Below are 12,134 nucleotides of genomic sequence, written 5' to 3' on the forward strand. Positions count from 1 at the left end.
GTGAAGCCGGCCCGCTCGGCGTCCTCGCACACGAGCTCGTCGTCGTCCACGAGCACCCGGATCTCACGGTTTCGGGCCAGCTCGCGGAGGATCTCCAGCTTGGTGCGCCGAGCGGGCCGGCTTCACCGTCGTACGGGCGCGCTGGGCAGCCGCGTCCGAGGCGCTGAAGGTCGCGCAGGAGCGGGAGGGGCGGACCTGAGGGGTTCGCCCCTCCCCGCTCGCCGCGGCGGTAAAGTTCCGTGGAGCTCGTAGAGGTCCGCGGATGTTCGAGAGGTCCTCGGAGGTCAGCCCGCGTCCTCCAGGCGGAAGCCGACCTTCAGGCCGACCTGGTAGTGCTTGATCTGCCCGTCCTCGATCTGGCCGCGGACCTGGGTGACCTCGAACCAGTCGAGGTTGCGCAGGGTCTGCGAAGCCCGGGAGATGCCGTTGCGGATCGCCTCGTCGATGCCCTCGTGCGAGCTGCCGACGATCTCGGTGATCCGGTAGGTGTGGTCGGACATGCGGGTGCTCCTCTCCGCCGTGGCCTGTGTGCCACGCGTCATTCCACGGTGCCGCACGAGGCGGGTGACCGCGAGATGTAGGCCCGAGGGACATGGGTCCGTACGGGTTCCCGCCCGGTGCGGGTCACCGGGCCGTGCTCAGCGACAGCGCGAACCTCCCTTGTGCGTCCGTCCACCAGTGCGTGAGGTCCAGTCCGGCCGCCGCCAGTTCCGTGCGTACGCCCTCCTCGCGGAACTTCGCCGACACCTCGGTGCGCATCTCCTCGCCCTCCGCGAAGTCCACGGCGAGGTCGAGCGCGGGGATCTTCACGGTCAGCGCCGAACGGGCGCGCAGCCGCATCTCGATCCACTCCCGCTCGGCGTCCCAGAGGGCGACATGAGTGAACTCGTCGGGGTCGAAGTCGGCGCCGAGTTCGCGGTCGACCACGGTCAGCACGTTCTTGTTGAACGCGGCCGTCACCCCGGCCGCGTCGTCGTAGGCGGCGACGAGGACCGACTCGTCCTTGACCAGGTCGGTGCCGAGCAGCAGGGCGTCGCCGGGCGACAGCAGGGAACGTACGGACGCCAGGAACGTGGCGCGTTCGGCCGGCAGCAGATTGCCGATCGTGCCGCCCAGGAACGCGACGAGCCGCGGACCGGGCGTGCCGGGCAGCACGAGACCGCCGGTGAAGTCGGCGATCAGCGCGTGAACGTCGAGCGAGGGACGCTCCGCGATCAGCGCCTGCCCGGCCTGGGTGAGCGCGCTCTCGCTCACGTCGACCGGCACGTACGTGTGCAGGTCGGGCATGGCGTCGAGCAGGTGACGGGTCTTGTCGGACGACCCGGAGCCCAGTTCGACGAGCGTGCGCGCGCCGGTCGCCTCGGCGATCTCGGCGGCCCGGGCGACGAGGATCTCGCGCTCGGCCCGCGTCGGGTAGTACTCGGGCAGTTCGGTGATCTTCTCGAAGAGCTCGCTGCCGTGCGCGTCGTAGAACCACTTCGGCGGGAGCGTCTTGGGTGTGCGGGTCAGGCCGTGCAGGACGTCGGCGCGCAGGGCGGCGTCGGTTGCGTCCTCGGGCAGGGTGCGGGTGACGAGGAACGGACTCACGTACTGGGCTCCTTGGGTGGGGCGGATGCCAGGTGTTCTTCCACGTCCTTGAGCGGGGTGAGCAGGACGTCGGTGCGGCTCGCGGCCAGCAGGGTGCGGTCCGGCACCTCCTGCCAGTGCGGATCGTCGTCGTACGGCTCGGACGCCACGACCGTGCGCCGGCCGGGCTCGGTCAGATACCAGAGCGTGTCGCCCCAGGCGGTGGCGGCGATCACCTCGCCGTTGGTGAGCAGGAGGTTGAGCCGCGAGCCGGGGGCCGCCGCCGCGACGTCGAGGACCGTGTCGGCGAGCGCCTGGCCCTCCTCGTCGCCACCGCGCAGCCGGTTCAGGACCAGCGCCCAGACGAGCGCCGAGTCGCAGCGCGCCTCCATCGACAGCAGGTCCTCGGCCGGCAGTGTCCGGGCCAGTGGGGCCAGGGAGCGCGGCCAGCCGGCGACCGCGCCGTTGTGGCTGAACAGCCAGGTGCCCGCGGCGAACGGCGCCGCCGCGGCCTCCCCGTCGGCGCTCGCCACGGTCGCGTCGCGCACCGCGGCGAGCAGCGCGCCCGAGCGCACCACCCGCCCGAGATCGGCGAACGACCGGTCGCCCCAGATCGGCCCGGTACGCCGGTAGCGCGCCGGCACCGGATCGCCCTCGGCATACCAACCGACCCCGAAACCATCGGCGTTGACGGTCCCGTGCTGTTGCCGCCGTGGCGCCCACGACTGCCGGAAGAGGCTGTGCGGCGGGTCCACGAGGAGCCGTCCGAGCCGCTCCTCAGGGCCCAGGAACGCGAGATGACGGCACATCAGACGGTCTCCGGATCGGCGTCACGGGCGGTACGGAACCCGGAGAAGATCTGCCGCCGGATCGGGTAGTCCCAGTTGCGGAACGTCCCCCGGCAGGCCACGGAGTCGACCGCGAACGAGCCGCCGCGCAGCACCTTGTACTCGGGCCCGAAGAAGACCTCCGAGTACTCCTTGTACGGGAAGGCCGAGAAGCCCGGGTAGGGGAGCAGATCGCTGGACGTCCACTCCCACACATCGCCGATCAACTGCCGTACGCCGAGCGGGGACTGGCCCTCCGGGTAACTGCCGGCGGGGGCCGGCCGCAGATGGCGCTGGCCGAGGTTGGCGTGCTCGGGCGTCGGGTCGGCGTCGCCCCACGGGTAGCGCGTGGAGCGGCCGGCCACCGGGTCGTGGCGGGCCGCCTTCTCCCACTCGGCCTCGGTCGGCAGCCGCCGGCCGGCCCAGCGGGCGTACGCGTCGGCCTCGTACCAACTGACGTGCAGCACGGGCTCGTTCGCCGGTACGAGCTCGGTGACACCGAAGCGCCGCCGCAGCCACTGCCCGCCCTCGCGGCGCCAGAACAGCGGCGCTTCTATGGAGTGGGTCTGTATGTGGGACCAGCCGGCGGGTGTCCACCAGCGCGGGTCGGTGTAGCCCCCGTCCGCCATGAACGCCTGGTACGCGCCGTTCGTGACCGGAGTCGTGTCGATGTGGAACGGCGGCACGAGCCGCTGGTGCGCGGGCCGTTCGTTGTCCAGCGCCCACGGCTCGGTGGACGTGCCCATCGTGAACGGGCCACCGGGGACCAGCACTTCGGACGGTCCGTTGAACGCCGGGTCGGGCATGGGGTCCGGCGCCGTCAGCGCCGCCGGGCCCCTGCGCAGCTGATGGGTGATCAGCATCGTCTCGTCGTGCTGCTGTTCGTGCTGGGCGATCATGCCGAAGGCGAAGCCCGCCTCGGTGAGCTGGGTGCCCGTGCCCTGGAACGAGGCGCTCTCCAGGACGTCCAGCGCCCGGCCGCGCACCTCGGCCGCGTAGTGGCGGGCCTCGGCGGGCGGCAGCAGCGGCAGCGAGGGCCGCTCGGAGCGCGGGTGCTCGAACGCGTCGTAGATGCCGTCGATCTCGGGCCGCATCGCGTCACGGCCGGCGACCGTCCGCAGCAGCCACAGCTCTTCCTGGTTGCCGATGTGCGCGAGGTCCCACACCAGCGGCGACATCAACGGCGAGTGCTGGGCGGTCAGTTCGGGATCCTCCACACAGGAGGTCAGGAGCGCGGTGCGGTCACGGGCCGTGGTCAGCGCCGCCAGCGCGCGCTTCCTGAGCGTCTCCGGGTCGGTGGGGGAGGAGTGGGTGTCGGGGTCGGTCATGTGCGGATGTCCTTCCCGGGGAGCAGGTGTTCCGTGCTCCGGAGTTCCGTGCCGTTGAACAGTCGGTCGGTGCCGTCGGCGTGGTCGAGGATGTCGTCGGCGGGGCAGCGGCCCCGGGCCACATAGCGGTCGGTGAACTCCGCGACCGCCTCCTGCACCACGGCGCTCGCGCCGATCCGGGGCAGGGCGTCGGCGGCTGCCGCGAAACAGGTGACGGCGGCCTCGCGCAACTCGGGGTCGGTCAGCCCCGCGCGGGCGGCTGCCGTCCACAGCGGGTTCTGCGGCGCGGGCAGCGAGCCGGCCCGCTCGGCGAGCGGCTTGACCGTCCGGTACGCGGTCTCGGCGGCCTCCGCGTCGTCGAACAGCGCGGCCGTCACGGCGAGCGGTACGATCCAGCCGTTCTCGCCCGGCTGCGCGTCGATCATGCGCAGCTCCAGATGGCCGCGCGGGCGCACCGGCGGGAACAGGGTCGTCTGGTGGTAGTCGAGATCCTCCCGGTCGGGCGGTGCGTCGGACCGGGTCCACGCACGGAAACTCAGCCCCTCCGGCACGTCCCAGGGACCGCTGGGCGCCCGGACGCACATCACCGGCGCGTCCAGGACGTGCCGGGCCCAGGCCGTCCGCGGATCGCCGTCGAGGGGCGGGGCGCTGGTGCGGCCCGGATCCATCGCGGCCCACAGGGACTGCCGGGTGGAGCGCCAGCCCGTGGGCTGCCCGCACGCCATCGGGGAGTGGGCGAACGCGGCCACCAGGACCGCGCCCAGCTGGTGCGCGAGCCACCAGCGCCGCCCGTGCCCGAGCGGGCCGGGCTCCTCGTACCCGGCGTCCAGACAGACCTGGACGGAGGCGGAGGTGCACATCATGGCGCGGCCCTCGGGGCCCGTACGGTCGAGGTAGGTCTCCATGGCGTCGTAGCGCGGGTCATGGAGGAAGCGGGTGGGCGGGTTCCAGGGATCCTGGCCGAGGCCGCTGAGGGCCAGGTCCGCCTCGCGCAGTACCGCGCGTACGGCGTCGAGGTCGGCGGACACGGACCCCACGCACTCCATCAGGGAGGCGGCGGGAGCGGAGCTGAGCTCCAGCTGACCACCCGGTTCGACGGTGAGCGCCGAACTCAGGGGCAGGGCCCGCAGGGCGGCATAGGCCGCTTCGAGACGTTCTGGTGGTACGGGGAGTCGCGGGGAACGCGACTCGTGGACGAGCCATTCGAGTTCCACACCGAGGAATCGGGGCGGGCCGGTCTTGAAGCAGATGCCGCGGACCAGCGCCTCCACTTCGGCCTCGGTGACGGCGGAGCGCCGGGGCTCCGTACAGTCACTCACCGAATCGGACATGTCGGGATCCTCCTGAGATTCCATCCATGCCGCCGGCCCGGCGTCGGATGGACCGGGCCGACAGTCGCTCGTCCCACCCAAGACCCTTACGGCGCCTCGCACAAGGGTGCGTATCGTCGCTTTTGGGGCCGGGAAACTCTGTTGCGGCGCCATACCAGGATCGCTCACCATGCGTTCATGAGCACGACGGGGGATACGACGGTGGATGTAACAGGGGAGTCGGGGGAGTCGGGGGAGATCGCGCGGGACGCGATCATGGCGCGTACAGGGGTGGCGCCATGAGTGCCCGCCTGCGCGGGATCGCGCGGCAGACGGAGGAGATCGTCGCGGCGGGTTCGTACCGCGCGTCCGACGGACGCACGGTGTCGATCGCCGCGGCGGTGGCCGCCGCGCGGCAGGGCACACGGATGTACGGGCCAGGTCCCGTGGAGACACCACCGACCGGCCCGGTGGACACGTTCTTCGAGGTCACGGGCGAGAGCAGCCTGGAGGCGGCGCGCCGCCTGACCGGCCCGGTGGCGGTCCTGAACTTCGCCTCGGCCCGGAACCCCGGCGGGGGCTATCTGAACGGCGCGCAGGCCCAGGAAGAGGCCCTGTGCCGGGCCTCCGCGCTGTACGCGTGCGTGGTGGAGGCCAGGGAGTTCTACGACCACCACCGGGCACACCGCGACCCCTTCTACACCGATCGGGTGATCCACTCACCCGCCGTCCCGGTCTTTCGCGACGACCGGGGACAGCTCCTGGACGAGCCGTACACCGCCGGATTCCTGACCGCCGCCGCGCCCAACGCCGGAGTGGTCCTGCGCACGGCGCCGGAGCGCGCGCCCGAGCTGCCGGGCGCCCTCGCGGCACGGGCCGAGCGAGTGCTGGAGACGGCCGCGGCGCACGGCTACCGACGGCTGGTGCTCGGAGCCTGGGGCTGCGGCGTCTTCCAGAACGACCCGGCGCAGGTGGCGGGCGCGTTCCGCTCTCTGCTCACGGACGGCGGCCGGTTCGCCGGCTCCTTCGAGCACGTCGTGTTCGGAGTCCTCGACCGTACGAAGGGTGCGGTGGTCCTCAGCGCCTTCGAGCGGGCGTTCCGGGAGGTACTGGAGACAGAGGTCCTGGAGACGGAAGTACTGGAGGAAAAGGCACTGGAGGCGAAGGCGGCTCAGCGCCAGCCGTAGCGCTCCCGCAGGCGGTGCACGACCGAGTTGAACCGCATCCGGTCCAGCGCGCACGCCTCCCGGCGCATCCCCTTCTCGTGCAGCCGCAGCACCCGGTCCACGTCCACCCAGGAGTCGCGACCCGACCGGTCCCACGGCCCGCTGCCGATCGGCACCCACTCCCGGTCACCGTCGTGCCGCTTGCTCGACAGCTGCACGGCGAGAAACGTCCCGGCGGCCTCACGGGCGACGACCAGCACGGGCCGGTCCTTCCCACGCCCGTCGTTCTCTTCATAGGGCACCCAGGTCCAGACGATCTCGCCGGGATCCGGGTCGCCGTCGTGCGCGGGCGAGTACTCGGTACGCACCTGACCCACCCGGCGCGGATCCGCTTCGACGGTGGCGGAGGGCCCGGAGTGCCCGGGGACGTCTTGCTCGGCAGAGGCAGTCACGGGGCACACGCTAACGCGAGCACTTTTGACGAGCCCCCGCGCCCCTTCGGTAGTTGCCCGCACCCCCTTGGCCAGGGGTACGGGCAACTGCCTTCTTGGGGGCGCGGGGCTGTGACACGTGCGGCTCCTCCCCCACTCTCGGCTTCGCTCGAGCGGGGGGACCCCCATCGTGGGCGCACTCAGCCACACCCAACCCGCACCCGGCCACCGACCGTTCTACGAATCCCCGTCCACCGGAACCTTCTGCGAAGGAGGAGCAGCCGGCGGCGCCACATGCCCGTTCACCGCCGAACCGTCCTTACCGGCCTGCCCGTTCTGATCCTGACCCATCGACGACAGCAACTGCCGAGCAAGCCCCAACCCCGTACCACCCATCGTCAACGCCTTGGCGAACATGTCGGACATCCCATCGGCCCCGTTCAGCAACACCATGTGCTCGACGTTCCCGAACGCGCCGGCCCCCGCCCGCACGATCTCCGGCCAGTTCTCGGCGAGTTGCTGCGCGACCACGGCCTCCTGGTTCTCCGCCAGCGCGGCGGCCCGCGCCTTGATGGCCGCGGCCTCCGCGAGCCCCTTCGCCCGCGCGGACTCGGCGATCGCGAGACCCCTGGCCTGCTGGGCGGCGGCCTCCGCCTCACCCGTGGCCCGGGTCGCCGTCGCGGCGGCGGCGCCACGCGCCTTGGTCGCCTCGGCCTCGGCACCGGCGGCCGTCGTGACCCGGGTAGCCTCCGCCGCGGCGGCGAGCTCCGTCTCCTTGGCCTTGGCCTGCGCCGCGGAGATACGGACATCGCGCTCGGCCTCGGCCAGCGTGCGCTTCTCGTACGCCTTCGCGTCCGCCGGCTTGCGGACGTCCGCCTGGAGCTGCTGCTCACGGCGGTGCGCCTCCAGCTCGGCGACGCGCGTCTCCTGGACCACGACCTCCTGCCGGGCCGCGGCGTCGGCGAGCGGTCCGGCCTGCCGGGCCTTGGCGGAGGCGTTGTCGCGCTCCGCCTGGTATCCGGCCTGGAGGATCTCGCTGTCCCGGGTCGCCTCCGACATCCGCGCGGCGGCCTGCTGTTCGGCCTCGGTGGCCCGCCGGTTGGCCTCGGCCTGCGCGATCCTGGCGTCCCGCTGGACGGCCGCCGCGTGCGGCATGGCCAGGTTCTTGATGTAGCCCGTCGGATCCTCGATCTCGTGGATCTGCAGCGAGTCGACGATCAGCCCCAGCTTCTCCATCTCCGTACCGCAGGCGGCCCGGGTCTGCCCGGTGAGCTTCTCGCGGTCGCGGATCATGTCCTCGACGGTCAACCCGCCGACGATGGACCGCAGGTGACCGGCGAACACGTTGTGCACCCGCTCCGACATCAGCTTCTGCTGGTCGAGGAAGCGGCGGCCCGCGTTGGCGATCGACACGAAGTCGTCGCCCACCTTGAAGATGACCACGCCCCGCACCTTGAGCGGGATGCCCTGGTGGGTCACGCAGTCCACGGACAGCTCGGTCTCGTTGAGGTCGAGCGAGAGTTTGCGCACCGCCTGGACGCCCGGCAGGACGAGCGTGCCGCGCCCGGTGACGATCCGGAAGCCCATGCCCTCCTCAAGGCCTTCGGTGCGGTGCTTCGAACCGGAGATGATCAGCGCTTCGTTGGGCTCCGCCACACGCCACATGAGCTTGAAGATCACCACGATGAAAATGAGCGCGAGGACCGCTGCCCCCGCCACGACGCCGACAACCATCGGCATACGCCCCCTGTTGGATGGTGCCCTTTCGGCACCGAACGAACGGAGTGTGCGCCCGGTCGGGCCCGGCGGTACAGACGCCGGCGACTCTTTGGCGCATCTTTGACGAGCATGACACGCTCACATGGCACAGAGGCTCACGGCCGGCTCAACTGTCGTACGCCGCCGACACGTACACCGTCCGCGGCGGCAGGTACTCGACCACCATCACCACCGTGCCCGTCTCGATGCGGTCCTTCGGGGATACGGGATAGGCGAGGAAGTGCTCGGCGCCACCGCGGACCCGGACGATCACCTCGCCGACGAGCCCCGGCCCGATCGTGCCGGTCACCCGTCCCATGAGGCCCACCATCGACGCGTCGTCCATGGTCCCCAGACTACGGGCCGGCGGGCGCCCCGAAATCAGGTACGGCGCCGTCCGCTTCACCGCTCGGCCGGCGCTCGTACCACCGCTGGTCCGCCTCCAACTGCGCGGCCAGCGACACGAGAACGGGTTCGCTGTTCGCGGGCCCGAGCAGCTGCGCGCCCACCGGCAGCGAGCCGTCGACGAACCCCGCGGGTACGTTGACGCCCGGCCAGCCCAGCACGTTCCACGGCCAGGCGTACGGACAGGCGGCGATCATGGCCCGGTCGGTCCCGAAGCCGCTCAGCTCGTGCAGGGCGCCGATCCGCGGCGGGGGAGCGGCGGTCGTCGGCGCGAGCACCACGTCGTACGTGTCGAAGAGCGAGCCGATGCGCCGGTGCAGCCTCGCCTCGGCGCGCCGGGCCAGCCGCAGCGGGGCCCCGCCGAGCAGCCGGCCCAGCCGGGCGGCTTCCAGGGTGCGCCGGTCCAGCAGGTCGGGATGAGGCGTCTCGCGGACCCGCTCGGCGATCCCGGCCGTGGCGCGCGGGACGAAGGCCAGCCCGATCTGCCCGTACGGCGGATCGGCCTCCTCCACCTCGTGCCCGAGCGCGGTCAGCCGCTCCGCGAGCGCGAGGACCCGGGCGCGTACGTCGGGTCGCAGCCGTGCGGGCAGCGCGGTGAACGGCGGTTTCAGCGAGAGCGCGATGCGCAGCCTGCCCGGGTCCCGGCCCACCGCGTCCGACACGCGCAGCGCGGGCGGGCGGTGCAGATCGCGCTCGTGGCTGCCGCTCGCCGCGTCCAGCAGCAGCGCGGCGTCGTGGACCGTACGGGCGAGCGTGCCGTTGACCGTGATCCCGTGGAAGGACTCCGCGCGCGGCCAGGTCGAGATGCGGCCACGCTGCGGTTTGATGCCGATCAGATGCGTCCAGGAGGCCGGGATCCGCACCGAGCCCGCGCCGTCCGAGCCCAGCGCGGCGGGCACCAGACCGGCCGCGACCGCTGCCGCCGAGCCGCCGGACGAACCGCCCGGCGTGTGCCCGGTGTGCCACGGGTTGCGGGTCTCGCCGAAGGCCGGCCCCTCGGTGAAGGGCCACTGTCCGAACTCGCAGGTGTTGGTCTTGCCGACGACCACGGCCCCGGCCGCCCGCAGCCGCCGCACCGCCTCGCCGTCCTCGGCCACCGGCGGGAACTCCCCGCGGCAGCCGAACGCGGTCGGCTCGCCCGCCACGTCCATGTCGTCCTTGACCGCCACCGGCACCCCGAGCAGCGGTCGGCGTTCGCCGGCCGCCAGCTCCTTGTCCGCGGCGTCGGCCTCGGCCAGCGCGGCCTCGGCACGCACCAGCCGGAAGGCGTTCAGCGTGCCCTGAGAGGCCTCGATCCGGGCGAGGGCCTCCTCGACGAGCGTCCGCGAGGACACGGATCCCTCGGCAAGGGCGCGGGCACACTCCGCGAGCCCCGGGGCACGGTCGGGAGTCACGGGAGTCATACGGCCACCTCCGGGAGCGCGTTGTCTACTGAACGGTAACGTCAAGGCGGTCCCAGCGGTACGGGAAGGACAACTTCCCTCGCGGGGCGGCGATCCGCCCGTCCACGGCACCGCCCCCACCGGTCGGACGGTGCGTCGGGCCTTGACTTTGAGAGTGCTCCAAGATCTACCGTCGCGACAGTCGGTGACGGTCCGACGATGAGCCCAGGGTGACGGAGACGGACATGCGGGTCGGCGTACACATCAACCGGTTCAACCACCCCCGGGGCGCGGCGGCGCTCGGTCCCGAGCTGGCCGCCGCGGGAGCCGCCGCCGAGGCGGCGGGCGTGAGCTGGATGTCGGTCATGGACCACTACTTCCAGATGGAGTTCAACGGCGGCGCCGAGAGCGACATGCTGGAGGCCTACACGACCCTCGGCTTCCTCGCGGCCCACACCTCCACGGTCCAGCTCGGCACGCTGGTGACCGGTGTGACGTACCGCCATCCAGGGCTGCTCGCCAAGATCGCCACCACGCTCGACGTCCTGTCCGGCGGCCGGGCCACCCTGGGTATCGGCGCGGCCTGGTACGGCCGCGAGCACGAGGGCCTGGGCGTGCCGTTCCCGCCGCTCGCGGAGCGCTTCGAGCGTCTTGAGGAGACCCTGCGGATCTGTCTGCAGATGTGGGACCCGGAGGCCGACGGGCCCTTCGAGGGCAAGCACTACCGGCTCGCCGAGACGCTCTGCGTACCGGCGCCGGTGAGCACTCCGCGTCCGCGGATCATGATCGGCGGGGGCGGCGAGAAGAAGACCCTCCGGCTGGTCGCCCAGTACGGGGACGCCTGCAACCTCTTCGCCTCGACCCCGGAGGAGGTCGCGCACAAGCTGGACGTCCTCCGCGGGCACTGCGACGCCGTGGGGCGCGAGTACGCCGACATCCACAAGACGCTCACCCACTCCGGCGACCCGCGGGGCGAGGCCGAAGTCGACGCCTTCACCCGGGAGTTGGAGGGCTACGTCAAGCTCGGCATCGAGACCGTGATCCTCGGCCCGCGCGTGGACGAGCCGGCCGAGTGGATCGAGCAGAGGGTGGCCCCGGTGGTCGGGCGACTGGCCGAACTCGGCTGAACCGCAAGGCGTTTGGTGCGGCCCGACCACCGTGCTTGGCGCGCAGGAGCTCGGGCGAGGCCTGACCGTAGGGCCTCGGGCGCGCCGCCTAAGCCGGCTGGCGGCGCGCCAGCGCGACGAACTGCTCCAGCACCCGGGCCACCCCGTCCTCGTCGTTCGAGGCGGTGTGGAACCGTGCCGCCCTCCTGACCGACGGATCGGCGTTGGCCATGGCGTACGAGCGGCCCACCGCTCTGAGCATGGGCAGGTCGTTGGGCATGTCACCGAACGCCGCGATGTCGTCGGGGCGTATGCCGAGCCCGGCGCTCCAGGCGGTCAGCGCGCTGGCCTTGGTGACCCCCGGCGCGCTGAACTCCACGAGCGCGAGCCCCGTGGAGTGCGTGGTCTCGGCGTCCGGTCCCGCGCTGACATGGGCCCGCGTATGGAAGTCGCGCAACGACAGCGTCGGATGGTGCGCCAGGACCTTGAGGACCGGACGGTCAGGGGCCCTGGCCAGCAACTCCTCGGCGTTGCCGATCAGTTCGACCTCGGACTCCCCGTACGACCACGCGGGGTACGCCGGTTCGTGGCCGAAGACCGTCTCGTACTCGAAGGCGAAGGACACACCCGGCACCGCCGCGCGCACCCGCGCCACGAGCGGGGCCACGGAGGCGGCAGGGAACGGTGACAGCCGTACGGGCGTGCCGTCGGGCGCGTACACGGCGGCGCCGTTGGCGGTCACGGCGAAATGCCGGCCGATGTCGCGGTGCAGGGCGGGAAGGCCGCGCGGGGGACGGCCGGTGACGAGGGCGAGGCGGATCCCCGCCGCCTCGGCCGCCGCGAGCGCGTCCGCCG

12 protein-coding genes are annotated in these 12,134 nt (G+C 72.3%); 2 read left to right on the forward strand and 10 right to left on the reverse strand.

Annotated elements, in window-relative coordinates; translation table 11 throughout:
- Positions 1-284: 284 nt before the first annotated feature.
- The 5 genes from AOK17_RS41040 to egtA form a co-directional block, all read right to left on the reverse strand.
- Entirely contained in the window at positions 285-500 is a 216-nt protein-coding gene (locus tag AOK17_RS41040; protein ID WP_055617738.1) for a dodecin, read from the reverse strand.
- A 124-nt stretch (positions 501-624) separates the two neighbouring features.
- Entirely contained in the window at positions 625-1,587 is a 963-nt protein-coding gene (gene egtD, locus AOK17_RS41045) for an L-histidine N(alpha)-methyltransferase (protein WP_055617739.1), read from the reverse strand.
- Positions 1,584-2,375, reverse strand: coding sequence for an ergothioneine biosynthesis protein EgtC (egtC, locus tag AOK17_RS41050; protein WP_055617740.1), 792 nt, complete (start codon positions 2,373-2,375; stop codon positions 1,584-1,586). Before egtC ends, egtD begins: the two co-directional genes overlap by 4 nt.
- Complete coding sequence (egtB, locus tag AOK17_RS41055; protein ID WP_055617741.1) at positions 2,375-3,721, reverse strand: ergothioneine biosynthesis protein EgtB; 1,347 nt, start codon at positions 3,719-3,721, stop codon at positions 2,375-2,377. Before egtB ends, egtC begins: the two co-directional genes overlap by 1 nt.
- Entirely contained in the window at positions 3,718-5,052 is a 1,335-nt protein-coding gene (gene egtA, locus AOK17_RS41060) for an ergothioneine biosynthesis glutamate--cysteine ligase EgtA (RefSeq protein ID WP_055617742.1), read from the reverse strand. The genes egtB and egtA overlap by 4 nt, the downstream gene beginning before the upstream one ends.
- A 278-nt stretch (positions 5,053-5,330) precedes the next feature.
- Between egtA and AOK17_RS41065 the strand changes: the two genes are divergently transcribed.
- On the forward strand, positions 5,331-6,218 hold the full coding sequence (locus AOK17_RS41065) for a TIGR02452 family protein (RefSeq protein ID WP_079053576.1): 888 nt from the start codon (positions 5,331-5,333) through the stop codon (positions 6,216-6,218).
- On the opposite strand, the gene AOK17_RS41070 is transcribed toward AOK17_RS41065, so the two are convergent.
- From AOK17_RS41070 to AOK17_RS41085, 4 genes are all read right to left on the reverse strand, one after another.
- Complete coding sequence (locus AOK17_RS41070) at positions 6,203-6,649, reverse strand: type II toxin-antitoxin system PemK/MazF family toxin (protein WP_055617743.1); 447 nt, start codon at positions 6,647-6,649, stop codon at positions 6,203-6,205. The two genes, AOK17_RS41065 and AOK17_RS41070, sit on opposite strands and share 16 nt — an antisense overlap.
- Before the next feature lie 216 nt (positions 6,650-6,865).
- Positions 6,866-8,368: an SPFH domain-containing protein gene (locus tag AOK17_RS41075; RefSeq protein ID WP_055617744.1), complete on the reverse strand. Its 1,503-nt coding sequence runs from the start codon at positions 8,366-8,368 to the stop codon at positions 6,866-6,868.
- A 145-nt stretch (positions 8,369-8,513) separates the two neighbouring features.
- On the reverse strand, positions 8,514-8,732 hold the full coding sequence (locus AOK17_RS41080; RefSeq protein ID WP_055617745.1) for a hypothetical protein: 219 nt from the start codon (positions 8,730-8,732) through the stop codon (positions 8,514-8,516).
- A 10-nt stretch (positions 8,733-8,742) separates the two neighbouring features.
- Complete coding sequence (locus AOK17_RS41085) at positions 8,743-10,185, reverse strand: amidase (RefSeq protein ID WP_055617747.1); 1,443 nt, start codon at positions 10,183-10,185, stop codon at positions 8,743-8,745.
- A 233-nt stretch (positions 10,186-10,418) separates the two neighbouring features.
- On the opposite strand from AOK17_RS41085, the gene AOK17_RS41090 reads away from it, so the two are divergent.
- On the forward strand, positions 10,419-11,300 hold the full coding sequence (locus AOK17_RS41090) for an LLM class F420-dependent oxidoreductase (protein WP_055617748.1): 882 nt from the start codon (positions 10,419-10,421) through the stop codon (positions 11,298-11,300).
- A gap of 88 nt (positions 11,301-11,388) precedes the next feature.
- On the opposite strand, the gene AOK17_RS41095 is transcribed toward AOK17_RS41090, so the two are convergent.
- Positions 11,389-12,134 (reverse strand): HAD family hydrolase (locus AOK17_RS41095; RefSeq protein WP_055617746.1); only part of this gene is annotated, 746 nt, incomplete at its 5' end.

The organism is Streptomyces phaeochromogenes, assembly GCF_001418655.1.
In the GTDB taxonomy this organism is placed as follows: Bacteria; Actinomycetota; Actinomycetes; order Streptomycetales; family Streptomycetaceae; genus Streptomyces; species Streptomyces phaeochromogenes.